Source organism: Pseudomonas vanderleydeniana (assembly GCF_014268755.2).
Lineage (GTDB): Bacteria > Pseudomonadota > Gammaproteobacteria > Pseudomonadales > Pseudomonadaceae > Aquipseudomonas > Aquipseudomonas vanderleydeniana.
In genome coordinates this window covers 908,114-932,827 of the sequence record NZ_CP077093.1, presented here as the reverse complement: position 1 = coordinate 932,827, position 24,714 = coordinate 908,114, and the positions used below count along the sequence as shown (strand labels likewise).

Annotated in this window: 19 protein-coding genes and 1 pseudogene; 14 read left to right on the top strand and 6 right to left on the bottom strand. The window is 64.0% G+C overall.

The features are described from left to right. Nucleotides 1-139 precede the first annotated feature (139 nt). From HU752_RS04115 to HU752_RS04105, 3 genes are all read left to right on the top strand, one after another. Nucleotides 140-2,545 (top strand): autotransporter family protein, encoded by a 2,406-nt coding sequence (locus HU752_RS04115; RefSeq protein WP_186685843.1) that lies wholly within the window; start codon nucleotides 140-142, stop codon nucleotides 2,543-2,545. Nucleotides 2,546-2,679: 134 nt separating this feature from the next. Next, the gene (locus HU752_RS04110) at nucleotides 2,680-2,973 is read left to right on the top strand and encodes a hypothetical protein (protein ID WP_186685827.1); all 294 of its coding nucleotides are present in this window, start codon (nucleotides 2,680-2,682) and stop codon (nucleotides 2,971-2,973) included. 51 nt (nucleotides 2,974-3,024) lie between these two features. Then, nucleotides 3,025-4,374, top strand: a complete 1,350-nt coding sequence (locus HU752_RS04105; RefSeq protein WP_186685824.1) for an MATE family efflux transporter — start codon at nucleotides 3,025-3,027, stop codon at nucleotides 4,372-4,374. A 16-nt stretch (nucleotides 4,375-4,390) separates the two neighbouring features. Here the strand turns inward: HU752_RS04105 and HU752_RS04100 are convergent, their stop codons facing one another. The 6 genes from HU752_RS04100 to HU752_RS04075 form a co-directional block, all read right to left on the bottom strand. Beyond that, entirely contained in the window at nucleotides 4,391-5,170 is a 780-nt protein-coding gene (locus HU752_RS04100) for a DUF4123 domain-containing protein (RefSeq protein ID WP_186685821.1), read from the bottom strand. Further along, complete coding sequence (locus tag HU752_RS04095; protein WP_186685818.1) at nucleotides 5,167-6,465, bottom strand: contractile injection system protein, VgrG/Pvc8 family; 1,299 nt, start codon at nucleotides 6,463-6,465, stop codon at nucleotides 5,167-5,169. Before HU752_RS04095 ends, HU752_RS04100 begins: the two co-directional genes overlap by 4 nt. 250 nt (nucleotides 6,466-6,715) lie before the next feature. Continuing rightward, nucleotides 6,716-8,629, bottom strand: coding sequence for an arginine decarboxylase (gene speA / locus HU752_RS04090; protein ID WP_186685815.1), 1,914 nt, complete (start codon nucleotides 8,627-8,629; stop codon nucleotides 6,716-6,718). 224 nt (nucleotides 8,630-8,853) lie between these two features. Continuing rightward, nucleotides 8,854-9,225 carry a translation initiation factor Sui1 gene (locus tag HU752_RS04085; RefSeq protein WP_017903778.1) on the bottom strand — a complete coding sequence of 124 codons (372 nt, stop codon included), beginning with the start codon at nucleotides 9,223-9,225 and terminating at the stop codon, nucleotides 8,854-8,856. Between the two features lie 172 nt (nucleotides 9,226-9,397). After that, nucleotides 9,398-9,943, bottom strand: coding sequence for an NUDIX hydrolase (locus HU752_RS04080; protein ID WP_186685813.1), 546 nt, complete (start codon nucleotides 9,941-9,943; stop codon nucleotides 9,398-9,400). A gap of 3 nt (nucleotides 9,944-9,946) precedes the next feature. After that, the gene (locus HU752_RS04075) at nucleotides 9,947-11,014 is read right to left on the bottom strand and encodes a DUF2333 family protein (protein WP_186685811.1); all 1,068 of its coding nucleotides are present in this window, start codon (nucleotides 11,012-11,014) and stop codon (nucleotides 9,947-9,949) included. Nucleotides 11,015-11,337: 323 nt separating this feature from the next. Between HU752_RS04075 and HU752_RS04070 the strand changes: the two genes are divergently transcribed. The 11 genes and pseudogenes from HU752_RS04070 (at nucleotide 11,338) to purD (ending at nucleotide 24,711) form a co-directional block, all read left to right on the top strand. Next, nucleotides 11,338-12,999, top strand: coding sequence for a response regulator (locus tag HU752_RS04070; RefSeq protein WP_186685800.1), 1,662 nt, complete (start codon nucleotides 11,338-11,340; stop codon nucleotides 12,997-12,999). A gap of 1,470 nt (nucleotides 13,000-14,469) precedes the next feature. Beyond that, nucleotides 14,470-15,015, top strand: a pseudogene (locus HU752_RS32030) (methyl-accepting chemotaxis protein); the annotation flags it as partial. Between the two features lie 288 nt (nucleotides 15,016-15,303). Continuing rightward, nucleotides 15,304-15,756, top strand: a complete 453-nt coding sequence (gene aroQ / locus HU752_RS04060) for a type II 3-dehydroquinate dehydratase (RefSeq protein WP_186685795.1) — start codon at nucleotides 15,304-15,306, stop codon at nucleotides 15,754-15,756. Between the two features lie 48 nt (nucleotides 15,757-15,804). Continuing rightward, nucleotides 15,805-16,266, top strand: coding sequence for an acetyl-CoA carboxylase biotin carboxyl carrier protein (gene accB / locus HU752_RS04055; RefSeq protein WP_186685792.1), 462 nt, complete (start codon nucleotides 15,805-15,807; stop codon nucleotides 16,264-16,266). Between the two features lie 17 nt (nucleotides 16,267-16,283). Beyond that, nucleotides 16,284-17,642, top strand: a complete 1,359-nt coding sequence (accC, locus tag HU752_RS04050; protein WP_186685788.1) for an acetyl-CoA carboxylase biotin carboxylase subunit — start codon at nucleotides 16,284-16,286, stop codon at nucleotides 17,640-17,642. A 162-nt stretch (nucleotides 17,643-17,804) separates the two neighbouring features. Then, nucleotides 17,805-18,683 (top strand): 50S ribosomal protein L11 methyltransferase, encoded by an 879-nt coding sequence (gene prmA, locus HU752_RS04045; RefSeq protein ID WP_186685785.1) that lies wholly within the window; start codon nucleotides 17,805-17,807, stop codon nucleotides 18,681-18,683. Between the two features lie 30 nt (nucleotides 18,684-18,713). Then, nucleotides 18,714-20,033, top strand: a complete 1,320-nt coding sequence (locus tag HU752_RS04040) for a DUF3426 domain-containing protein (protein ID WP_186685782.1) — start codon at nucleotides 18,714-18,716, stop codon at nucleotides 20,031-20,033. 174 nt (nucleotides 20,034-20,207) lie between these two features. Beyond that, nucleotides 20,208-21,221, top strand: coding sequence for a tRNA dihydrouridine synthase DusB (gene dusB, locus HU752_RS04035; RefSeq protein WP_186685779.1), 1,014 nt, complete (start codon nucleotides 20,208-20,210; stop codon nucleotides 21,219-21,221). Beyond that, nucleotides 21,218-21,538, top strand: coding sequence for a DNA-binding transcriptional regulator Fis (fis, locus tag HU752_RS04030; RefSeq protein WP_003186237.1), 321 nt, complete (start codon nucleotides 21,218-21,220; stop codon nucleotides 21,536-21,538). The genes dusB and fis overlap by 4 nt, the downstream gene beginning before the upstream one ends. An 80-nt stretch (nucleotides 21,539-21,618) precedes the next feature. Further along, nucleotides 21,619-23,226, top strand: a complete 1,608-nt coding sequence (gene purH, locus HU752_RS04025) for a bifunctional phosphoribosylaminoimidazolecarboxamide formyltransferase/IMP cyclohydrolase (RefSeq protein WP_186685776.1) — start codon at nucleotides 21,619-21,621, stop codon at nucleotides 23,224-23,226. A gap of 189 nt (nucleotides 23,227-23,415) precedes the next feature. Continuing rightward, complete coding sequence (gene purD / locus HU752_RS04020; protein ID WP_186685772.1) at nucleotides 23,416-24,711, top strand: phosphoribosylamine--glycine ligase; 1,296 nt, start codon at nucleotides 23,416-23,418, stop codon at nucleotides 24,709-24,711. Nucleotides 24,712-24,714: the final 3 nt, after the last annotated feature.

Here is a 24,714-nt window from a genome sequence, read left to right as displayed (position 1 = left end):
GAAACAGTGGCATCATAGTGATGGCCACTGTAGATTGGCGGCCGCTGAATGCAGCCCCTTGCTGCGCAGCCGGCATGGACGCCTGACAAGGCGGTTCCACGCCCAACTCCTGTCAGATCGCCATGGAAGGACAATTCCGTTGAGTAACCTTCACCTGCGCCGCACGCTGCTGGCGCTCGCCATTGCCGCAGCCTGCCCCGGGACAAGCAATGCCACTCCCGCTCCCGCGTCCGATGTGACTCACGACCTGAGCCTGGGTCGCTTCATCGTCGACCAACAAACCTTCAACAATGTCACACTGATCGGAAACATCACCAGCCGGCATGCCACCCCCTTCGACGATATCGATGTCGGTGACCTGCAGGCCATTACAGTCCTTGGCAACTTCACCAATAAGGCATCGATCACCGTGGAGGGAGACTACGGAACTGCCCTGTACTTCGACCCCAGCCATTCGATCCGCCCCTCTGTTGGTGGCGACTTCAGCAATGACGGCACCATCAGTGTGCAGGGCCAGAATGCCTGGGGAGTAATCTTCGAGCAGAGCGACATCACCGGGGACATCCGCAACAGCGGTAAGATCATTGCCAACGGTGAGAGCGCCGAGGGCATCATCCTCAAGGATGCCACCCAAAGTGGCCTGCTGATCAACACAGGTACTGTAAGCAATAACGGTCTGAATTCGCGCGGCATCGATATCACCGGCACTCAGCTCAATGGCATCCAGAACAGCGGCATCCTGCGCGCGACCGGTCTCGGTGCCGAAGCCATCCACATCGAACAGAGCGGGTTCCCGCCAGCAACCCCGAGCAACTTCGACCAGGCCGGTGTCGTCAACACCGGTGTTATTTCCGCAGAGGGTATCGCGATCAATGTCGCCAGTCTGAGCGGCAGCACCCCCTTCATGCAGATCAATCAGAAAGATGGCCTGATCGAAGGTGGCACTGCGGCAATCCAGGCACATGACAACGCCTCGCTGAACTGGACCGGCGGCACCATCAGGGGCGATGTGCTGGGGTTGTTCTCCGCCAACGTCGATGGCAACACGCTGTTCGACGGCTCGACCCTTCAGGCGACCTGGATCGATCTCGGACATGGCACGCTGACCCTGAACAAACCCCAGACCCGATTCGTCGGCAACCTGGACATGGACTCCGCCGCGGTGCTGCAACTGTTCCTGGCCAACGACACCAATCCGAGCACTCCAATCCTGACGGTCACAGGCACCACCGAGGCCGAATCAGGCGCCCGCATCCAGTTGCAACCACGCGCCAGTGATTTCCGCACTGCTGCCCAGGGCACCGAGTACGCCCTACTCAGTTCCGGGACACTGGTCGGTGGCGAGAACATCCGCGTAACCTCGGGTTCGGCGCTGCTGAACGTCAACAGCTACAGCGTCGATGGCACTACCGTCAAGGCCGTGGTCGCCAGCAAGGAAGCAGGTAGCGTGGCCCAAAACATCCAGGGCGTCGGCGGCTCGCGCAATGCATCGATGGCGATCCAGCCGTTCTCCCGCGCGGTGATGGGCAACCTCGCCGAGAGCGATGCGGTGTTCAAGGCCTTCGCCAATGCAGGCACCGATGTCGAGCTGGCCAAGCTCGCCGAAACCCTGAGTCCGGAAATGAACCAGGGCGCCGTGCATGCCGCGACCAACAGTCAGACACTGGTCAACAACGTCATTGCCAACCGCTCCGGCGCCGCCCGCAACGGCCTGTCTTCCGGTGACGAGGTGGCGCAGAAGGGCGTCTGGATCCAGGCGCTGAACAGCGACGCCGATCAGGACATGCGCAATGGCGTCGATGGCTACAGCGCCAACAGCCATGGGATTGCCGTGGGCATCGACGGTCAGTTCAACCGTGACACCACGATCGGCATCGCCTACAGCTACCTGGACAGCAACGTGAAGGCCAGCGGCGGCAACAAGACCGACATCACCGGCCACGCCCTGACCGCCTATGGCAACTGGACCCATGACAACTGGTTCGTCGACACCTCGGCCACATTCGGCTGGAACGACAACACATCCAAACGCTACATCGCCGGAACCCAGGCCAAGGCCGACTACGACAGCAGCCTGTTCGGGCTCAATGCCCTGGCCGGCTACACCCTGCGAATCGACCGTCACCTGGTAGTGGAGCCACAGGTCGGTGCCCGCTACGCCAACGTGGCCCTGGACGCCTATCGCGAAAAAGGCAGTTCGGCGGCCCTCAGCGTCGGCAGCCAGCGTTACGAAGTCGGTGAGCTCGGTGCCGGCCTGCGCGTGGCCTCGACCTTCGACCTGGGCCAGGGTTCGCTGGAACCGGAAGCCAAGGCCATGGCCTGGCACGACCTGATCGCCGACCAGGCCAGCACCACCTCGACCTTCGTGCTCGGCGGCACGCCGTTCACCACCAGCGGCGCCAAGCCGGCACGTGACAGCTACGAGCTGGGTGTCGGTGCCACCTACCACCTGGGCGCCTGGAGCGTCGGCGGTTCCTACAACTACGTGGCCAAGACCGGTTTCGACTCCGACACCTTCACCGCCAAGGTACGCTACGACTTCTAGGTTGGTGGCCGGGTTGCCCCGGCCCCTCTTCCCGGAACGACCCGAGCGCCCAAGCACTATGTTTGCGGGAACTGCCTGCCAGTTTCATGGCCAAAGGCTACAATCCGTCGCCACACGCTCATCAGGGTACGCACATGCAGGTAGAAGGCTTTTTCGAGTGGTTGGGTCGGGTACTCGGGTCAGTGATCCGCTTCATCGTCGACGGCCTGAGCGGGTTGTTCAGTCTGTTGGCCAACGCTGGAGGCAACTTTATCGACGGGCTGGCACGGGCCCTGGGCATGGACACCTCGCTGATCAGCATCCTGGCGCTGATCGTCGGCCTGATGTTCCTTTACTCGGCAATCCGCGCCTTCATGCGCGCCTCGATCGTCCTCGGCATTATCTGGCTGTTGCTCGGGCTCTGGCTGTTGAGCTGGATCATTCACTGACGACCGCTGCGCAACCCGCCGCTACAATGCATGCTCTTGCGAGGAGCCTGCATGTCCACCCTGATCGCTGACTGGCGCGACCGCCCGACCCACCACCGCGTCTGGGCGCTCGCCGCGCCCATGATCCTGTCGAATATTTCCGTTCCGCTCGTGGCGCTGGTCGACAGCACGGTGATCGGCCACCTGCCCCACGCCCACCAGTTGGGCGCCGTGGCGGTGGGTGCCAGCCTGTACATCTTCCTGGCCTGGGCCATGGGTTTCCTGCGCATGGGCTCCACCGGTTTCGCCGCCCAGGCCGCCGGACGCGGCGACGGCGCCGCCCTGCGACAGGTCCTGTTGCAGGGGCTGCTGCTGAGCCTGGTGCTGGCGCTGTTTCTTGGCGTGATCGCCCTACCCTTCAGTCACCTGGCGCTGGAGGTCATGCAACCGTCGATCGAACTGCACCAGCTGACCCTGGATTTCTTTCACACCCGCCTGCTCGGATTGCCGGCGGCGCTGGCCAGCTACGCGCTGGTCGGCTGGTTCCTCGGCACCCAGAACGCCCGGGCGCCATTGGCGATCCTGTTGACCACCAACCTGATGAACATCGCCCTGAACCTGTGGTTCGTGCTCGGCCTGGACTGGGGCGTGGTCGGTGCGGCACGCGCGTCGGTGATCGCCGAATGGAGCGGGGCCCTGCTCGGCCTGGCCCTGACCGGCGGGGCCCTGCGAACCTACCCGGGCAAACTGGCCTGGGCCGCCTTGACCCTGTGGCGCAACTGGCGTCCACTGCTGACCGTCAACCGCGATATCTTCATCCGCAGCATGGCGCTGCAATCGGTGTTCTTCCTGATCACGGTGCAAGGCGCTCGCCTGGGTGATGCCACCGTCGCCGCCAACGCCCTGCTGCTCAATGGCCTGCTGCTGACGGCGCATGCCCTCGATGGCCTGGCCCATGCAGTGGAAGCCCTGTGCGGGCATGCCATCGGCGCCGGCGAGCGCCAGACCCTGCGCCGCTCGCTGGTGGTCGCCGCCGGCTGGTCGTTGTTGGCCAGCCTCGGCTTCGCCCTGCTGTTCCTGTTCGGCGGGCACCTGTTCATTACCCTGCAGACCGATATCCCCAGCGTGCGCGACACCGCCTTCGGCTACCTGCCCTATCTGGCCGTGCTACCACTGATCGCGGTCTGGAGCTATCTGCTCGATGGCCTGTTCATTGGCGCCACCCGCGCCCGGGAGATGCGCGACGCCATGCTGGTGAGCGTGCTGATCGCGCTGCCTTTCGCCTGGGCCCTGAGCCACCATGGCAACCATGGGCTGTGGATCGCGTTCCTGCTGTTCATGTCGTTGCGCAGCCTGACCCTGGGCGCCTATGCCTGGAAACTGCAACGCCAGGACCGCTGGTTCGATAACCCGGCGCACTGAAGGCTGGCCCGACACCTCACCCCTGGGCCCGCGTCCAGGCTCGGCGCAGACTCTCCAGGCGCTCACTCGGCGTGTCACCCGACAGGCCGGACGGCAAGGCCGCCGCCGGGTACTGCGCACGCAACCACAGCCAGTCATCGAGGGTGGCGCTGTCGCGAAAGCCCTGGGCAATGCCCTCCTGCAGATGGCTCCAGGTCCTGGCATAGTCGTGGCCGCTGGCCTGGCTCCACTGGTAGGCATGCCGCTCCAGCAGGCACACCTGCAAACGCTGCTGCTGCGCCGCGCTGAGAGTTTCCTGGGGCCCCAGAGCCGGCCCCTCCCGCCGCGGATTGAGCAGTTGTTGCCAACCGAGGCTGCCGCTGGCCCTGTCGGCCCAGGTGCCACCGTACCAGTAGAGCAGGTTGATCGGTCCCAGCCAGCGACTCAGCTCGAGACTGTCTGCGCCGTCGAAGAAGTAGCTGGCGGTCTGCGGGTTGTAGTAGCTGACCGCGCCCAGGCGCGCACCGTCGAAACGTACCACCAGCATCCGCCGCAAGTGCGCAAGCAGGGCGGACGCCGGTGCCCGAGTGCACAGGAACAGGCCGCCCCAGGCGGCGGGCCGGGTCTGGCTCAGCGTCGCCAGCGGGCAATCCGCCGCCAACCGGAGCAGGCGCGGTCCCCAGTCGCGCACACCGTGGAAGGGGGTGTCCTCGAACAGCGGGTAGCTTTCGTAATGCGCGTAGCGCTCCTGCAACGCGGCCACCAGACCAGGCGCTGCGGGGATATCCAGCAGCAGCCAGGTATCACTCGAGTTCACGACAAACCGTCCCGACGGCTGCAGGAACTGGAACGACCAGCCGATGCTGGCGGGCCGATCAGCACCAGCGGGTGCCCCGTACGCAACCACTCGAATAGCGGAACAGCAGAGTCGTCCGTGCCAACCATCGGCGCAGGCGACGACAGGGTGTCGGCCCGCCCGACGATCCGTGGCCGGTCCGGATCGCCATCGGCAAAACGCACCCATACCGGCGTCCCAACCTCCAGCCCGGCCACGAACCCGTCGACGTCGACCAGCGCCGAACGGTCGAGCGGCAGCCGGCAGACATCCGGCCTGGCGCCCTCGCCCTGGTAGAACACCCGCAGTTGCACCGCTAGCCGGCCTTGCGCATCACAACGTTCGCCAGCGGCCACCCGGGCCCGAAACAGCCCTGGCAACCGCGGTTTCGGAGGCCGACCAGGCGAGCGCAAGGCGACCTCCCAGGACGTGGCGCGAAACAGGTTGCGGTAGAACAGCCGCCCGGCCTCGAACGGGCTGCTGTCTCCCCGGTGCTCCAGCGCCGTCAGCAGCCACAGGCGGTTCCAGGCGGCACAGGGGTGCCCGGACAACGGCAGCAAGCTTGCGCAGTGCAGCCCGGGCAGGTCGCTTTCGCCCTGCGCCTGCTCCTGGCTGCGCCCGCCTCGCCGCCGAGCCTGCCCCGACAGGCTGATCCGGAAATCCTCTACTCCCGGTCCCTCCTCCGGGCAGAAGCGTGCTTCCCGGGCACGACGCAAGCCCCCCAGGCCATCGGTGAAGACCAGCCGATGGGTCTCGCGGGAGTGCTGGAAGTGAAAGTGCAAGCCTTCCTCGGCGCAGAGCCGCTGGATGAACACCAGGTCGGACTCGTCGAACTGCGTGCAATACGCTCGCGGGAGGCCACGCCCCTTGAGGACGAAATGAAAAGCATCGCCGCGAATGCCATGCTCACCCAGCACCTGGGCGATGATGTCCGGCACCGTGCGCTGCTGGAACAGCCGACGACGCAGGCGTTGTGCCAGGACACCCAGGCGTGGCCCCAGGGACAAGCGGTAATGCCCGCGAGCCAGGCCGCTGGAGCGCAGGTTGATGCCCTGGATCTGCCCATGAATCCCCTGGCCCGCCGCCCCCAGGTGCAGGAAGCAACGGCGATGCATCAACCCGCCCGGGTCTGTCCTGATCGTCTCGCCGGGCACGTCCAGTTCGAAGGCGAACAGCTCGCTGACCGCCTCATGGCCGCTGAAGGAAGTGACAGCCAGGGGACGGGACAAACCGGCGACATCCAGGCGGAAAAACGGCTGGTTGGCTGGATCGAACATGGGTTTTCCTCTCTGCACCCGACGCTGGATCCGGGATTTTCTCCGAGAGAAAAGAGCGAGTAGAGAGCCAAACCGGCGTTAAAGAAACCACCTACGCAAAACACGGAATCAATGAAGCGCTCACCTGGCGCTCAGGCAATAAAAAACCCACCGCGAACGGTGGGTTTTCGACATTCAGACCAGGCCTACACGATCAAAGGAAAAAGCACCTGACTTAGAAGGCTCTTTCCCAGGAACTATCTGCCCGACTTCAAGACGACAGGTAGGAAGAACGGGTCAGGCCCAGACGCAAGGCATCGAGGTACTGGGTCCGCTCCTTGACGCTGATGCTGGCGCTGGCGACCTTGTCGCGGTAGTGGGTCATCAGTTCCTCTGGCGACAGGTGCACGTAACGCAGCATGTCCTCGATGGTGTCGTGGGTTTCGATACCGGCGTGGTACACGCTGCCGTCGGCGTTCTGGTAGATGTTCACCGAGTCGGTGTCACCGAACAGGTTGTGCATGTCGCCGAGAATTTCCTGGTAGGCACCGACCAGGAAGATCCCCAGCAGGTAGTCTTCCCCTTCGTTCACCGCGTGCACCGGCAGGCTGGTCTCGATGCTCTGCTCGTCGACGTACTGCTTGATCTTGCCATCGGAGTCGCAGGTCAGGTCCTGCAGCACGGCCCGGCGCAGCGGTTCCTCGTTCAGGCGGTGCAGCGGCAGGATCGGCAGCACCTGGCCGATCGCCCAGGTGTCAGGCAGGCTCTGGAACACCGAGAAGTTGCAGATGTACTTGTCGGCGAGCTTGTCGTTGAGTTCGTCGAGCACCTGGCGATGCGAGCGCTGGCGGGCCTTCAGCGAGTTGTGCAGGCGCCGACACACGGCGAAGTAGCACTGCTCGGCAAGGGCTTTCTCGGCCAGCGTCAGCTTGCCGTCGGCGTACTGGGTGGCCACATCGCTCATGTAGTGGGTGGCGCGCCAGTAGGTCTCGGTGACCATCTCGATATCGGTCGGGCCCAGCAGTTCCACCAGCCACTGCACGGTTTCCGGCAGGTTTTCCGGGTTCTCGATGTGCGGTACGTCGTCGTTGTGCTTCTCGACGTCGGTCACCTGCACCACCAGCATCGCGTGGTGGGCGGTCAGCGAACGGCCGCTTTCGGAGAAGATGTTCGGATGCGGCAGGTTCTGCGCATCGCAGAACTCCTTGAGCATGCCGACCACGACACCGGCATAGTCATCCATGTCGTAGTTGATCGAACTGGCGTTGCGCGAGTGGGTACCGTCGTAGTCGACACCCAGGCCCCCACCGACGTCGATGTGGTCGACCGGCAGGCCGAGGTTGCGCAGTTCGCCGTAGTAGCGGATCGCTTCTTTGAAGCCGTACTGGTAGTCCGCCAGGTTGGCGATCTGCGAACCCATGTGGAAGTGCAGCAGGCGGATGCCCTGGTCCAGGCCGGCCGCGCGGAAGCGCTCGACCACCGACAGCAGTTGCGCAGCCGACAGGCCGAACTTGGATTTCTCGCCGCCGGTATCGGCCCACTTGCTCGATGCCAGGGACGACAGGCGCACCCGCAGGCCGACCTGGGGCTTGACCTTGAGGGACGCCGCCTCCTCGATCACCAGCTCCACTTCGGATTCTTTCTCGATCACGATGAACACGTTGTGACCGAGCTTCTGGCCCATCAGCGCCAGGCGAATGAACTCGCGGTCCTTGTAGCCGTTGCAGACGATGGTGCCGCCCTTCGGCGCCAGTGCCAACACCGCCAGCAGCTCGGGCTTGGAGCCGGCTTCCAGGCCGATGGAAACGTTCTGGGTGGCGATGATGTTCTCGATCACCGCCTCCTGCTGGTTGACCTTGATCGGGTACAGGGCGGTGTACTTGCTCTGGTATTCCAGGCGCGCGATGTTCGCGTCGAAGGCACCGGTCAGCTGGCGCACGCGGTCCTGCAGGATATCCGGGAAGCGCACCAGCAGCGGCAGGGACAAGCCGCTCTTGCGCAGCTCATCGACCTGTTCGAAGAGATCGATGGGCGAACTGTTCGGGCCGTTCGGACGAACCTCGACGCGACCGGCGTCATTGATCGCGAAATACCCGGCCCCCCAATGGCGAATCCCGTAAACACTGCGGCTGTCCGCAACTGTCCATTGGCTGCCATCGTCTTTGCGTGTGCGTCGTACGGACATCGAAGTCCCCTATAGAAGAAGTCAGGTAGCGCCGCCTGGACCCAGGCTGCGCGCAGTCTAAAGAATGAAAATGACGATTCGCCTGTATCCGGGTAGGACCACGGATCCAGCTTCGAGTTTAGAGGCTGTGCGGGAACAGGCTCTGTGAAAACCATGGGCACGACTGCCAGGCCACGTTCATCCGGGCGGGCGGGTCGACTTCACGGTGGTTTTCACAGAGGCTGCTAGCCGCCGGACTTCTTCGCCTTGAAACCGTGCTTGACCAGCTCGCCCAGCAGCAGCTCGACATGGTCGCCCTGGATCTCGATGACGCCGTCCTTCAACGCGCCACCGGTACCACAACGCTTCTTCAAGGTACTCGCCAGTTCCTTGAGGGCGTCCTCGGCCAGGGGCACGCCGGTGATCGTCGTCACCGTCTTGCCGCCACGGCCCTTGCTTTCGCGGCGCACGCGAGCAATGCCGTCGCCTTCGGGGATACGGGTCTGTTTGCAGGTACAGGCGGCCACCGGCTGGCTACAGTCGGGGCAATGTCGGCCTGCGTCGGTGGAAAACACCAGGCCGCCGAGAGCGGCGAAGGATGCGGCTTTTTTGGCCACCGGCAATCCTCTTGGGAGGACGAAAGACTGGTCGAAAGCCCCTGGGGCGACGACCGCGAAGCCCCACTCAGGCAGGGGCAGCGCTACTCAGGCAGGCCAGGCCGCCTGAGCTTGAAAAGTCGCGCAGTGTAACGGCAAAAGGCCGATGACCCAAGAGCCAATCGGCGCCATTTCATGAAGGTTTTGCGACGCCCTGCAAATAGCGCTTCAAGGCTGCCAGGGAGTCCGGGCAGTAAGGCTTGCGTGCACTTTCCGCTATGGCGGCCTCCACCGGGATGAAACGGGCTTCGAGCACTTCTTCCGGTTGCAGCCGCAGGGGCCCGTCCCAGACGGCGCTGAACACCGCGCACCAGAGCCGGTTGCCCGGCTGGTCGAAGAAGAAACGCTCATGGGCGGTCAGCGGCACGCCGCTGACGCCCAGCTCTTCCTCCAGCTCGCGGGCCGCGGACTCGGCATAGCTTTCATCGGCCTGCACCATGCCACCAGCCGCGACATCCCAGTAGCCGGGATAGATGGCCTTGCTCAGGGTTCGCCGGTGCACGCACAGCTCACCCGCCGAATTGAACAGCAGGATGTAGGTTCCGCGACCGATCAGCCCACGTTCGCGCAGGTCCGCACGCCCGAGGCTGCCCTGCAGGCGGTCCTCGTCGTCGACCCAGGCGATCTGCTCGGCATCGGAGGCGGCGCGGTGCGCCGCCTCGTTCGGGGAGACGTTCATCGATCAACCCTGGTTGAGCAGTTGGCGCAGGTCGATCACCGCGGCGTTGGCCCGGGAAATGTAGTTGGCCATGACCAGCGAGTGGTTGGCCAGGACGCCAAAGCCGCTGCCGTTGAGGATCATCGGGCTCCAGACCGGCTCCTGCGAGGCTTCCAGCTCGCGGATGATCTGACGCACGCTGACCGTCGCGTTCTTCTTCGCCAGCACGTCGGCGAAGTCGACCTCGATTGCGCGCAACAGGTGCGAAAGCGCCCAGGCCTGGCCACGGGCTTCGTAGAACACGTTATCGATCTGCAGCCAAGGGGTCTCGACCACCTCCTCGTCGACCTGTGGCACCTGGCCCGGCGCCACGCTCTCGGTTTTCAGCGCGGAGTTCAGCTTGACCCGACCCACGCTGGCCGACAGGCGCTGGGACAGCGAACCCAGGCGCGTGGCGACATCGCCAAGCCAGTTGTTCAGGTTGTCCGCGCGGGCATAGAACAGCGCATTGTTCTGGTTCGGATCGGACAACCGGGCCTCATAACGATCCAGCAAATTGATGCCTTCCTGGTACTCCGCCTCGCTGGACGGCAGCATCCAGCTCTTGTTGTCGAAGTTGAAGCGCGGCTCGGCCTTGGCCAGGTCGGCGTCTTCGGCCGACTGCGACTGCGAACGGGCGAAGTCCTTGCGCAGGGCGCGGGTCAGGTCGCGCACCTGAACCAGCACGCCATATTCCCAGCTGGGAATATTGTCCAGCCAGACACCCGGTGGGAAACGGTCATTGGAGAGGTAGCCGCCCGGCTTGTCGAGCAGGGTACCGACGACGGTCTTGAGGGTTTCGACCGTGGTGTAGCCCACGACCATCTTGCGTCCCTGCTTCTCGGCAGCCATCTGCGCATTCTGCTGGACAGGAAATAGCGCCGGCTCCTGGCTCCAGTACCAGCCGATCAGCACCGTCACCACCAGGTACAACCCGACCAGGGTCGCCAGGGCACGACTGAACAGCAGGCCAGAGAAGTAGCCGCGGGGCGCCGGCGAGGGTTCTGCAGCACGTTCCGGCGCGCTGCCTGCGCGTTTTTTCCAGTCCAGCATGGCTCTATCCTTTCGATCACTTGAGTTCATCGGTTGACCACAACCCTGGCCCATCGTGCCCTGCCCACCTGAATTCGCATCAGCAACGACGTCGGGCGATCACGGCACGGCAGCGTTGCCATCCATCGACCCACTATAAATCAAGCTGTCGCGGGACGCTTCATGCAAGCGCCGCCCAGTTGACCATCACCGCCACTGCAAGACCTGACCGGAAGGTCACGAAATGAATTCAGGAAGTTGACGCATGGCACATCCATTGGCCGGCAGAAGTGCTAGCATAGAGCCACTACACCCTCCGCCATTCGTCTAACCAGTAGCCAGATATGAGCGAGCCAGAAGACCCCAACCGCGAGCGCCTCAAGCAGCACTTTGCCCAGCGGGTCATTCACCAGGCGCGCCAGATCCTGGAGATCTGGCAGCGCCTGCAGCGCAGCGAATGGTCAGGCAGCGACATGTCCGAGCTCAGTGAGGCGAACCTGCGCCTGCTGCGCTTCGCCGAGCGTTTCGAGCAGCCGGAACACATCCAGCTGGCCCACGGCATCAACCGTTCGCTGGAAGCGGTCGACGCCAACCGTGGACGCCTGAGCAGCGGCCTGATCACCGAACTCAACCGCCTGATGCAGCGCCTGTCACGCACCGGCCTGCGTCATGGCGACCAGCTCGAGCACACCTTCCTGCCCCCATTGCGCAAACCGGTCTACGTGATGCTGCAGGACCACGAACGGGCCGAACGGCTGGCCAAGCAACTGGAATTCTTCGGGCTCGGAGCCCAGGCGCTGGAAAGTGTCGCGGCGTTTCGCTCCTCCATGGCCGAGCGCCTGCCGGCGGCGATCGTCATGGACGTCGACTTCAGTGGCAGCGGCATGGGCCTGCACCTGGCCGCCGAAGCCCAGCTCGGGCTGGAACAGAAGCTGCCACTGCTGTTTTTCAGCCTGCATGAAACCGACACACCGACCCGCCTGGCCGCCGTGCGCGCCGGCGGCCAGGAGTTCCTCACCGGCACCCTGGAAGCCTCCAGCCTGCTGGAAAAGATCGAGGTGCTGACCTGTGTCGCCCAGTACGACCCGTACAAGGTGCTGATCATCGACGACTCTCGTGCCCAGGCACTGCACACCGAGCGCCTGCTCAACAGCGCCGGGATCGTCACCCGGACCCTGATCGATCCGATCCAGGCCATGGCCGAACTCGCCGATTTCCAGCCGGACCTGATCATCCTCGACATGTACATGCCGGCCTGCACCGGCACCGAACTGGCCAAGGTGATCCGCCACAACGACCGTTATGTCAGCGTACCGATCATCTACCTGTCCGCCGAGGATGACCTGGACAAGCAGCTCGACGCCATGAGCGAGGGCGGCGACGACTTCCTGACCAAGCCGATCAAGCCACGCCACCTGATCACCACCGTGCGCAACCGCGCGGCCCGTGCCCGCAACCTCAAGGCGCGGATGATCCGCGACAGCCTGACCGGCCTGTACAACCACACCCACATCCTGCAACTGCTCGAAGACTGCAGCTTCCGCGCCCGCCGCGAATGCAAGCCGCTGAGCTTTGCGATGCTCGACATCGACCACTTCAAGCGGGTCAACGACAGCCACGGCCATCCCATGGGCGACCGGGTAATCAAGAGCCTGGCGCTGTTTCTCAAGCAACGCCTGCGCAAGACCGACTTCATCGGCCGCTATGGCGGCGAGGAGTTCGCCATCGTCATGCCCGATACCGACCTGGAATCGGCCTATAAGGTGCTGGAAGAGATTCGCCAGCGTTTCGCGGAAATCCACTACCCGGCGCAACCGGAAGACCTGTGGTGCACCTTCAGCGCCGGGGTGGTCGAACTGCAGGAAGACAGCGACAGCCTGATGATGGCCAGCCAGGCCGACGAAGCGCTCTATCGGGCCAAGCATGCCGGACGCAACCGGGTGCAGCTGGCAAGGCAAAGTGCCACTTTTTCACCGGATTCGAGTGATTCGGTCATAACACTGTAATCAAACAGCAATAAATTCAGGCGCTTACCACTCTTGTCGTGGATAGGATCCTGAATGCGCCTGAAGCTGCTGACCAATCTCAATACCCTGTTGCTCGTTGCCGTGTGCCTGGCACTCGGGGCTACGCTCTGGTGGTCGCAGCGGGCGCTGGAACGCCCCTATCAACTGATGGAGCGCTACCTGGGCCTGTCGCAACAGTTCCAGAATCAGGCCGCGCGCAACATCGAGGACTACCTCGCTAGCGGCGACGCCCTGCGCCTGAGCAGCGCCGGACAATCCATCGAAGCGATCGAACGGGAGATCGCCGTACTGCCCCCGTCGATGACCGAAACCCTGCGCCCCAGCCTGGCCGCCCTGAGCGACTTCAGCAAGACCGACCTGCTGGCCGCCGGCAAGCTCGCTGGCGACCCGCAGGCCCTGCTGCTGCAAGCCGAACGCGAGCTGGGAGGCAATCTGGACCAACTGACCCAGTACGCCACCGGCGCCCAGAAATCCGAAGCCGCAGCCTATCTGCCACCGCTGCTGGCGGCGTCCTCGCACCTGGCGAAACTGTCCCTGGCCCGGGACAAGCTGGTCAGCAGCGGCCGCAGCGAGCTGGCCGCCGACGTCGAGCGTGAACTGGCCAGCATCAGCAGCCAGGCGGAGCGAATGGAGGCACTGCCCCTGCTCGGCGTGACTTCCAGCAGTGAATCCAGCGCCGACGACTTCAACGCCATGATGGGCCTGGAGAGCAGCGAGAAGGCTGTGACCGAAGACACCGGCGTCGGCCTCAAGCGCGAATTGCGCAGCCTGCTGACCCGCTACCCGGCCGAACTGGCCCGTACCCGCGAACAGATCCAGCGCCGGGCCGACCTGGCAACCGCCACCCACCTCAAGATCGGCGCCGTGCAGCAGGCCATTGCCGCACTGGAACCGCTGGTCCGCGCCCAGCATGGACAGATCGAGAGCGAAGTACGCCTGATGCAGGGCGCGATGATCGGCCTGATCCTGCTCATCGCCTTGCTGATCGACACCCTGCAACGCAAGCTGGCCCGGGTACTGACCAATCTTGCGCCCGCCCTGTCGACCTGGGCCGAAGGCGATTTCAGCCGGGATATCCAGTTGGGCAGGACCAACCGTGAACTGCACGATATCGAGGCTTCGCTGAACCGCCTGCGCGCTTATCTGGTGGACCTGGTGGGGACCATCCGCGAGAACGCCGAGCAAGTGGCCGGCAGCAGCCGGACCCTGGCCGATCTCAGCAGCGGCCTGCACAGCGGCGCCGAGCGCCAGGCCGGCGACACCGGGCAGATCCGTGACGCGCTGGGAGAACTGGAAGCGACGATCCAGCAGGTCACCGGCGATGCCAGCCAGGCGGCCGATGCCAGTCGTAGCGCCGGCCTGGCCGTGGAACACGGGCAGAAGGTCATCGGCATGAGCCTGGCCGGCCTGCACGCGCTGGTTGGCGAGGTGCAGGGCAATGCACAGATGATCGAACACCTGGCCGAAGAGTCGGCCACCATCGGCGGCGTCCTGACCGTGATCCGCTCGATCGCCGACCAGACCAACCTGCTGGCCCTCAACGCCGCCATCGAAGCCGCCCGGGCCGGGGAAATGGGTCGCGGCTTCGCCGTGGTCGCCGAAGAGGTCAGGACCCTGGCCCAGCGCACTGCCGGGGCCACCGGTGAAATCCAGAACCTGATCGCCGGGCTGCAGACCGCCGCGCGCGAGTCGGTGGAGGGTATGCGCGCCCAGGTCGAACACGCCGAGGCCACCGCCAACCAGGCCCAGGCGGCCGACGGCGCGCTGGACGAGATCGTCGGCGCGATCCAGACCATCTCCGACACCGCCGTGCGTATTGCCGATGTGACCGCCCAGCAAAGTGGCGCGGTCAGCGAGATCCGTGATCACAGCGAACGGATCCACCAATTGGGCGAAGACAACCTGCTGCGTATCGGCGAAGGCCGCAGCCAGGGCGAACGCCTGCTGGAGCTGGGCACGCAGTTGAACACGGCGGTGCAGGCCTTCCGCGTCTGAGCACGCGGCCCGACCATTTTCCACGCGCCTGCTACCCTTCTTCGCGGCAGGCGTTTTCGCCCAAGGCATCGTCCAATCGGTCGTTTTGTGAACTCACGGTCGGCTCCCACAGCCAACTTCGCCGAACCTGTTGCGAACAGGGATGACCGGTTTCAATAAACGAGTCACAAATTTTTCGCGAACATCGGACATCGTGCTGGCTATTGCAGTCAACTGGACAGTCATCCGCGCTTTGCGGCATAGTCGGCGCGCATTGACCACTGCGCACCGATAACAAGGAAACAGCCGATGGCGACCCTACTGGTCCTGCACGGACCCAACCTGAACCTGCTGGGCACCCGCGAACCGGGCGTCTACGGCGCCGTCACGCTGCCCGAAATCAACCAGGATCTGGAGCGCCGGGCCCGGGAAGCCGGGCACCACCTGATGTATCTGCAAAGCAATGCCGAGTACGAACTGATCGAGCGAATCCATGCCGCGCGCGGCGAAGGCGTGGATTTCATCCTCATCAATCCGGCAGCTTTTACACATACAAGTGTCGCATTACGTGACGCGTTGCTGGCGGTGAGCATCCCATTCATCGAAGTGCACCTTTCGAACGTGCACAAACGCGAACCTTTCCGCCATCACTCCTACTTTTCAGATGTAGCGGTAGGAGTGATCTGCGGCCTTGGCGCCAGCGGTTACCGACTGGCCCTGGAGGCCGCCCTAGAGCAGCTTGAAAGACTGGCAACAGCTTGAACGACAAGCGATAAACGCCCCTGACCGACCCTTGGGAGTTGATGATTCATGGATATCCGTAAAGTTAAGAAACTGATCGAATTGCTGGAAGAGTCCGGCATCGACGAGCTCGAGATCAAGGAAGGCGAAGAGTCCGTACGCATCAGTCGCCACAGCAAGGCCCCGGCGCAGCAGTACTACGCGCCTGCACCTGTACAGGCTCCGGCTCCAGCCGCTGCACCGGCCGCCCCAGCTGCCGCAGCCGCTGCGCCTGAAGCCGCTGCACCGAAGCTGAACGGCTTCGTGGTCAAGTCGCCGATGGTCGGTACCTTCTACCGCACCCCGTCGCCAACCTCGGCTCCATTCGTCGAAGTCGGCCAGACCGTCAAGAAAGGCGACACCATCTGCATCGTCGAAGCGATGAAGATGATGAACCACATCCAGGCCGAAGCCAGCGGTGTGATCGAATCAATCCTGGTAGAAAACGGTCAGCCGGTTGAGTATGACCAGCCGCTGTTCACCATCGTTTGAACCGCGGAGTGCCTTCGATGTCCAAACCTGCGAAGCTGGAAAAAGTCCTGATCGCCAACCGTGGCGAGATTGCTCTGCGTATCCTGCGCGCCTGTAAGGAACAGGGCATCAAGACCGTAGCTGTTTACTCGACGGCCGATACGGAACTGATGCACGTGAAACTGGCGGACGAAAGCATCTGCATCGGCCCGCCCCTGGCCACCCACTCGTACCTGAACATCCCGAACATCATCGCGGCTGCCGAAGTCACTGGCGCCACGGGGATTCACCCAGGCTACGGCTTCCTCGCGGAAAACGCCGATTTCGCCGAACAGGTCGAGAAATCCGGTTTTGCCTTCATCGGCCCGAAAGCCGACACCATTCGCCTGATGGGTGACAAGGTTTCGGCCAAGGCCGCCATGATCGCGGCTGGCGTACCGACCGTACCCGGCTCCGACGGCCCACTGCCTGAAGATCCGGAAACCGCCCTGCGCATCGGTCGCGAAGTCGGCTACCCGGTGATCATCAAGGCGGCAGGCGGCGGCGGTGGCCGTGGCATGCGTGTGGTGCACAGCGAGGAAGAGCTGGTCGAAGCGGCCAAGCAGACTCGTGAAGAGGCCGGCGCCTGGTTCAGCAACCCGATGGTCTACCTGGAAAAGTTCCTGACCAACCCACGTCACGTGGAAGTCCAGGTGATTTCCGACGGCCAGGGCCATGCGATCCACCTGGGCGACCGTGACTGCTCGCTGCAACGTCGTCACCAGAAGGTCCTGGAGGAAGCTCCGGCACCGGGTATCGACGAAGACGCGCGCAAGGAAGTCCTCGCTCGCTGCGTCCAGGCCTGTATCGACATCGGCTACCGTGGTGCCGGTACTTTCGAGTTCCTGTACGAGAACGGCCGTTTCTACTTCATCGAGATGAACACTCGCGTGCAAGTGGAGCACCCGGTATCGGAAATGGTCACCGGCATCGATATCGTCAAGGAGATGCTGAGCATCGCCGCTGGCAATCCGCTGTCGTACACCCAGGACGACGTGAAGATCCACGGTCACGCCCTGGAGTGCCGGATCAACGCCGAAGACCCGAAAACCTTCATCCCGAGCCCAGGCCTGGTCAAGCATTTCCATGCTCCAGGCGGCAACGGCGTGCGGGTCGATTCGCACCTGTACAGCGGCTACAAGGTTCCGTCGAACTATGACTCCCTGATCGGCAAGCTGATCACCTGGGGAGCCACCCGCGACGAAGCCATGGCGCGCATGCGCAATGCCCTGGACGAAGTCGTGGTGGACGGGATCAAGACCAACATCCCGCTGCACCGTGACCTGGTTCGCGACGCAGGCTTCTGCGAAGGTGGTGTGAACATTCACTACCTGGAACACAAGCTCGCCCACCAGTGAGTCGGTGATCCGAACGACAAGGCCGCTTTCGAGCGGCCTTGTCGTTTTTACCCCCGGGGCCGATCCCCACAAGCCCACTCCCACAAAGCATCGCGCTGGCGTAAACTGCCGCGTTTCTCGCAACCACCCAGGTTGCACATTTCTTATTCACAGGTGCCCGCCATGCCTTGGCTGCAAGTACGCCTCGCCATCAGCCCGGAACAAGCCGAAACCTACGAAGACGCTTTCCTTGAAATCGGCGCTGTTTCGGTGACCTTCATGGACGCCGAAGATCAACCGATTTTCGAACCCGAACTCAACACCACCCCGCTGTGGTCCCACACCCACCTGCTGGCCCTGTTCGAAGCCGACACCGAGGCGACCAGCGTGCTGGCGCACCTCGAGCTGCTGACCGGCGCCCCGCTGCCCGAACACCACTACGAAGTGATCGAGGACCAGGACTGGGAACGCAGCTGGATGGACAACTTCCAGCCGATGCGCTTCGGCCAGCGCCTGTGGATCGTGCCGAGCTGGCACGCCGCGCCGGAACCGGGAGCGGTCAACCTGCTGCTCGATCCGGGCCTGGCCTTCGGCACCGGTACCCACCCGACCACCGCCCTGTGCCTGGAATGGCTCGACGGCCAGGACCTCAAGGACTGCAACGTCCTCGATTTCGGCTGCGGTTCGGGCATCCTGGCGATTGCCGCCCTGCTGCTGGGCGCTCGCGAAGCGGTCGGCACCGACATCGACGTGCAGGCCCTGGAGGCGTCCCGCGACAACGCCGGGCGCAACAACATCGCCGAAGAGCTGTTCCCGCTGTACCTGCCCGAGCAGTTGCCGCAGATGCAGGCCGATGTCCTGGTGGCGAACATTCTCGCGGGCCCGCTGGTTTCCCTGGCCCCGCAACTGTCGACCCTGGTCAAGCCTGGCGGGCGCCTGGCGCTGTCCGGCATCCTCGCCGAGCAGGGCGAGGAAGTGGCCGCCGCCTATGCCAAGGACTTCGATCTGGACCCGATCGCCGATCGCGACGGCTGGGTGCGCATCACTGGCCGTCGGCGCTAGAATGGGCGCTTGCATGAACCGGATCGCCGCATGACCGACAGCTTCGTCACCCAGTGCCCGCATTGCCAAACCAGCTTTCGCGTCAGCCATGCCCAATTGAGCGTGGCGCGTGGTGTCGTGCGCTGCGGTTCATGCCTGCAAGTGTTCAATGCCGCACGACAACTGCTGGAGCAGCGTGCGGCCCGGGAAGCGGCGGCCAACCCGCCGACAACGCCCGCCGCACCACCTCCGGCGCCAGTGACACCGGCTCCGCCGCCCGCCGCGGCGACAGCCCCCGCCGAGCCGCCGCGGGCGATCAGCCAGAAGCAATGGACCGCGCAGGAGCTGGACCTCGACGACCTGGACCTCGACGAGGAACTGGCCCGCCTGGAACAGCGGGAAATCCAGCCGGCCAGGGCTTTCGGCCAGGACACCACGGGCAACGAGGAATCCTTCAGCGCTCGGCGCGACAGCGACGATGACGAAGCCCAATGGTCCGGCAGCCTGTTCAGCGCCCCCGCCAGCGAACCCGACGAGTTGGCCGACGACGAACCGACCCAGCCGGCACCGGCCGCCAGGAGCGAACGCAAGGTCGAGCGCAAGCCCGAACCTGCCAAGCCAAGCCGCACGGAACCCTCGCTGTCCTTCGACCTCGCCGATCTGGACGACGAACCCAAGGCACCCCGCCTGGCCATCGAAGACAGCGAACTGGAAGAGATCGCCCCCCACGAGCACGTGAGCGCCGAGCCGGACGAGGCGGATGAACCCGTCGCCAACCAGAAGAAAGCCACCCGCGAGCGCAATGAACCGGGAGTCGGCGCGCACGACGATGTGCTGCTGGACCTCGAGGACGACCCGATCCACCTCGACTGGCAACGCCGTCGCTCGCCCTGGGGCAAGCGCCTGCTGTGGCTGCTGCTGGTGCTGCTCGCCAGCGCCGCGCTGCTGGGCCAGTACGTCGCCTACCACTTCGACGAACTGGCGCGCCAGGACCAGTATCGCCCGTGGTTCCAGCAACTGTGCCCGCAGCTGGGCTGCAAGGTGCCGTCCAAGGTCGACATCGACCGGATCAAGAGCAGCAACCTGGTGGTGCGCAGCCACCCGGACTTCAACGGCGCCCTGGTGGTGGATGCGATCATCTACAACCGTGCGTCGTTCTCCCAGCCGTTCCCTTTGCTGGAACTGCGCTTCGCCGATCTCAACGGCCACCTGATCGCCAGCCGGCGCTTCAAGCCCGGCGAGTACCTGGGCGGGGATCTCGGCGAACAGAGCGAAATGCCGCCGCAAACCCCGATCCATATCGCCCTGGACATCCTTGATCCAGGCGCCAAGGCCGTGAACTACAGTCTCAGTTTCCACTCGCCCGAATAGCCCGGCCTGTCCTGTTGTTTGACGGCAGTTTTCCGCCGATGACCAAACTGCTGGCGATAACGGAATAACTGTTCAGATTTTATCCAATTTTGCCTTTATCCGGTCATCGAGAGCGGGTATCATGCCAACCCTTTTTCGAACTCCCATGATCCGGCCCCACAACAGGGAAGTCCTATGTCGGCGGTACGCATCGGCCCATACACACTGCAGAACGGCTTGATTCTCGCCCCCATGGCGGGTGTCACCGACCAGCCCTTTCGTCAGCTTTGCCGACGCCTGGGCGCGGGCCTGGTGGTTTCGGAAATGGTCACCAGCGACATGAGTCTCTGGAACAGCCGCAAGTCGCGTCTGCGCATGATCCACGAAGGTGATCCCGAGCCACGCTCGGTCCAGATCGCCGGCGGTGATGCGCAGATGCTCGCGGACGCAGCCCGGGCCAACGTCGAGCTGGGCGCACAGATTATCGACATCAATATGGGGTGTCCGGCCAAGAAGGTCTGCAACAAGGCTGCCGGCTCCGCACTGTTGAAGGATGAACCGTTGGTGAGGGAGATCCTGCACGCCGTCGTGGCCGCAGTCGATGTCCCGGTCACCCTGAAGATCCGCACCGGCTGGGACCGGGAGAACAAGAACGGCCTGACGGTGGCGAAGATCGCCGAACAGGCGGGCATCACTGCCCTGGCGGTACATGGACGGACCCGTGCAGACCTGTACACCGGCGAAGCCGAGTACGACACCATCGCCCAGATCAAGCAGGCGGTGTCGATCCCGGTCTTCGCCAACGGCGACATCGACTCGGCCGAAAAGGCCCGGTACGTCCTGGACGCCACCGGTGCCGACGGCCTGTTGATCGGCCGGGCCGCCCAGGGGCGGCCATGGATTTTTCGTGAGATAGAGCATTTCCTGCGTACCGGTGAAACCCTCCCGGCACCGGAGCTGTTGGAAGTGGAACGCATTCTGCTAGAGCATCTGGCCGCGCTGCATGCCTTCTATGGGGAGGTCATGGGCGTCCGCATCGCCCGCAAGCATGTCGGCTGGTATCTCGCAACCTTGCCGGGCGCCAAGGAGTTTCGCGCCCACTTCAATCGTTTGGAAGATACGGAAGCACAGTGCGCCAACGTTCGTGAATTCTTCGCCGGACGTTACAAGAGCCTGGTGACAGGGGACGGAGAGGGGGTGGCCGCATGACGATGATGACCGAGACTTTAGTGAGTGGAACAACGCCCGTGAGCGACAACGTCAATTTGAAACAGCACCTCAATACGCCGAGCGAAGAGGGCCAGACCCTTCGCGGCAGCGTCGAGAAGGCGCTGCACAATTATTTCGCCCACCTAGAGGGCGCGGCCGTCACGGACGTGTACAACCTGGTGCTCTCCGAAGTCGAGGCTCCCCTGCTCGAAAGCGTGATGAACTACGTCAAGGGCAACCAGACCAAGGCCAGCGAGCTGCTGGGCTTGAACCGCGGAACCCTGCGCAAGAAACTCAAGCAGTACGATTTGCTGTAAGCATTCAATAAAACCAGAAAGGCGCCCGCGTAGAAACGGTCGCCTTTTTTGCTGACTCCCTTGTTTTGATGGACACCGAGATGACCGACCAGACTACCCGCCTGCCGATCCGCCGCGCCCTAATCAGCGTTTCCGACAAGACCGGAATCCTCGATTTCGCTCGTGAACTGGAAGCCCTGGGCGTGGAAATCCTCTCCACCGGCGGCACCTTCAAGCTGCTGCGGGACAACGGCGTCGCCGCCGTGGAAGTCGCGGACTACACCGGCTTTGCGGAAATGATGGACGGCCGGGTGAAAACCCTGCACCCGAAAATCCACGGTGGCATCCTCGGTCGTCGCGGTATCGACGATGCAATCATGAACGAGCACGGCATCCAGCCGATCGACCTGGTAGCGGTCAACCTCTACCCGTTCGAAGCGACCATCAGCAAGCCTGGCTGTGACCTGCCGACCGCCATCGAGAACATCGACATCGGCGGCCCGACCATGGTCCGCTCGGCGGCCAAGAACCACAAGGACGTCGCCATCGTCGTCAACGCCAGCGACTATGCCCAGGTCCTGGAAAGCCTCAAGGCCGGCGGCCTGACCTACGCCCAGCGCTTCGACCTGATGCTCAAGGCATTCGAGCACACCGCCGCCTACGACGGCATGATCGCCAACTACATGGGCACCGTGAACCAGGCGGCCGAGACGCTCTCGACCGAAGGCCGCAGCGAATTCCCGCGCACCTTCAACAGCCAGTTCATCAAGGCCCAGGAAATGCGCTACGGCGAGAACCCGCACCAGAGCGCGGCGTTCTACGTGGAAGCCAAGCCTGCCGAAGCCGGTATCGCCACCGCGACCCAGCTGCAAGGCAAGGAACTGTCCTACAACAACGTGGCCGACACCGATGCCGCGCTGGAGTGCGTGAAGAGCTTCGTCAAGCCGGCCTGCGTGATCGTCAAGCACGCCAACCCGTGCGGCGTAGCGGTCAGCCCGGACGCCGAAGGCGGTATCCGCCAGGCCTATGAACTGGCCTACGCCACCGACAGCGAGTCGGCGTTCGGCGGCATCATCGCCTTCAACCGTGAACTGGACGCCGAAACCGCCAAGGCCATCGTCGAGCGCCAGTTCGTCGAAGTGATCATCGCCCCTTCCGTCAGCGAAGAGGCCCGTGCCATCGTCGCCGCCAAGGCCAACGTCCGCCTGCTGGCGTGCGGCCAGTGGGACGCCGAGCGCGCCCCGGCCTGGGACTACAAGCGCGTCAACGGCGGCCTGCTGGTACAGAGCCGCGACATCGGCATGATCACCAGCGCCGACCTGAAGGTCGTGACCAAACGCGCCCCGACCGAGCAGGAAATCAACGACCTGATCTTCGCCTGGAAAGTCGCCAAGTACGTCAAGTCCAACGCCATCGTCTACGCCAAGAACCGCCAGACCATCGGCGTCGGCGCCGGCCAGATGAGCCGTGTGAACTCGGCCCGTATCGCTGCGATCAAAGCGGAGCACGCAGGCCTGCAGGTACAGGGCGCAGTCATGGCCTCGGACGCCTTCTTCCCGTTCCGCGACGGCATCGACAACGCGGCCAAGGTCGGCATCACCGCGGTGATCCAGCCAGGCGGTTCGATGCGTGACAGCGAAGTGATTGCCGCTGCCGACGAGGCCGGCATTGCCATGGTCTTCACCGGCATGCGCCACTTCCGCCACTAACGTACGACAGCGGCCGCACTGAAGCCGGCATCTGCTGCGTTGGAGCGGCCCTCGCTGATGCTCATTGCCAGGAGGCAACTGCGCTCAGCGAGGACCGCTCCGCCTTGCATCTACCAGCTTCATTGCGACCTCCTAGGGCGTGAAGCGCCCTAGGTTTCAACAGAATTCCGCGTCATCGAGGTTTTTGAAATGAATGTCCTGATCATCGGCAGTGGCGGTCGTGAACACGCCCTGGCCTGGAAAGTCGCCCAGGATCCGCGCGTCGAGAAAGTATTCGTCGCCCCGGGCAACGCCGGCACCGCCATCGAGGCCAAGTGCGAAAACGTCGCCATCGACGTCCTGGCCCTGGAGCAGTTGGCGGACTTCGCCGAGAAGAACGTCTCCCTGACCATCGTCGGCCCGGAAGTGCCACTGGTCGCCGGCGTGGTCGACCTGTTCCGCTCCCGTGGCCTGGACTGCTTCGGCCCGACCGCCGGTGCCGCCCAGCTGGAAGGCTCCAAGGCCTTCACCAAGGATTTCCTGGCCCGTCACAAGATCCCGACCGCCGACTACCAGAACTTCACCGAGATCGAGCCGGCCCTGGCCTATCTGCGTGAAAAAGGCGCCCCCATCGTGATCAAGGCCGACGGCCTGGCCGCCGGCAAGGGCGTGATCGTCGCCATGACCCTGGCCGAAGCCGAAGACGCCGTGCGCGATATGCTCGCCGGCAACGCCTTCGGTGACGCCGGTTCGCGCGTGGTGATCGAGGAGTTCCTCGACGGCGAGGAGGCCAGCTTCATCGTCATGGTCGACGGCAAGAACGTCCTGCCAATGGCCACCAGCCAGGACCACAAGCGCGTCGGCGACGGCGACAGCGGTCCGAACACCGGCGGCATGGGCGCCTATTCGCCAGCTCCGGTGGTCACCAGCGAAGTCCACCAGCGCGTGATGGACCAGGTGATCTGGCCGACCGTGCGCGGCATGGCCGAGGAAGGCAACGTCTACACCGGCTTCCTGTACGCGGGGCTGATGATCGACAAGGCCGGCAACCCCAAGGTCATCGAGTTCAACTGCCGTTTCGGCGACCCGGAAACCCAGCCGGTGATGCTGCGCCTGCAGTCGAGCCTGGTCCTGCTGGTCGAGGCCGCCCTGGCCCAGGCCCTGGACAAGGTCGAGGCCCAGTGGGACCCACGGCCGAGCCTGGGCATCGTCCTGGCCGCCGGCGGCTACCCGGGCGACTATGCCAAGGGCGCGCCGATCAGCGGCCTGGATGCAGCAGCCACCCTGGAAGGCAAGGTGTTCCACGCCGGTACCGCCCTCAAGGACGGCCAGATCGTCACTTCCGGCGGTCGCGTGCTCTGCGCCACCGCGCTGGGCGAGAGTGTTGGCGCCGCCCAGCAGCAGGCTTACCAGCTCGCGGCTAAAATCAATTGGGAAGGCTGCTTCTACCGGAGCGACATCGGTTACCGTGCAATTGCACGCGAACGCGCAGAAAGCCAGGAATAAGCT

Bases quoted from the DNA above. Each gene is read 5' to 3' on its own strand.
- HU752_RS04110 (WP_186685827.1), top strand. From the start codon at position 2,680: ATGCAGGTAGAAGGCTTTTTCGAGTGGTTGGGTCGGGTACTCGGGTCA.
- HU752_RS04105 (WP_186685824.1), top strand. From the start codon at position 3,025: ATGTCCACCCTGATCGCTGACTGGCGCGACCGCCCGACCCACCACCGC.
- HU752_RS04095 (WP_186685818.1), bottom strand. From the start codon at position 6,465: ATGTTCGATCCAGCCAACCAGCCGTTTTTCCGCCTGGATGTCGCCGGT.
- speA (WP_186685815.1), bottom strand. From the start codon at position 8,629: ATGTCCGTACGACGCACACGCAAAGACGATGGCAGCCAATGGACAGTT.
- HU752_RS04080 (WP_186685813.1), bottom strand. From the start codon at position 9,943: ATGAACGTCTCCCCGAACGAGGCGGCGCACCGCGCCGCCTCCGATGCC.
- HU752_RS04075 (WP_186685811.1), bottom strand. From the start codon at position 11,014: ATGCTGGACTGGAAAAAACGCGCAGGCAGCGCGCCGGAACGTGCTGCA.
- HU752_RS04070 (WP_186685800.1), top strand. From the start codon at position 11,338: ATGAGCGAGCCAGAAGACCCCAACCGCGAGCGCCTCAAGCAGCACTTT.
- aroQ (WP_186685795.1), top strand. From the start codon at position 15,304: ATGGCGACCCTACTGGTCCTGCACGGACCCAACCTGAACCTGCTGGGC.
- accB (WP_186685792.1), top strand. From the start codon at position 15,805: ATGGATATCCGTAAAGTTAAGAAACTGATCGAATTGCTGGAAGAGTCC.
- accC (WP_186685788.1), top strand. From the start codon at position 16,284: ATGTCCAAACCTGCGAAGCTGGAAAAAGTCCTGATCGCCAACCGTGGC.
- prmA (WP_186685785.1), top strand. From the start codon at position 17,805: ATGCCTTGGCTGCAAGTACGCCTCGCCATCAGCCCGGAACAAGCCGAA.
- HU752_RS04040 (WP_186685782.1), top strand. From the start codon at position 18,714: ATGACCGACAGCTTCGTCACCCAGTGCCCGCATTGCCAAACCAGCTTT.
- dusB (WP_186685779.1), top strand. From the start codon at position 20,208: ATGTCGGCGGTACGCATCGGCCCATACACACTGCAGAACGGCTTGATT.
- fis (WP_003186237.1), top strand. From the start codon at position 21,218: ATGACGATGATGACCGAGACTTTAGTGAGTGGAACAACGCCCGTGAGC.
- purH (WP_186685776.1), top strand. From the start codon at position 21,619: ATGACCGACCAGACTACCCGCCTGCCGATCCGCCGCGCCCTAATCAGC.
- purD (WP_186685772.1), top strand. From the start codon at position 23,416: ATGAATGTCCTGATCATCGGCAGTGGCGGTCGTGAACACGCCCTGGCC.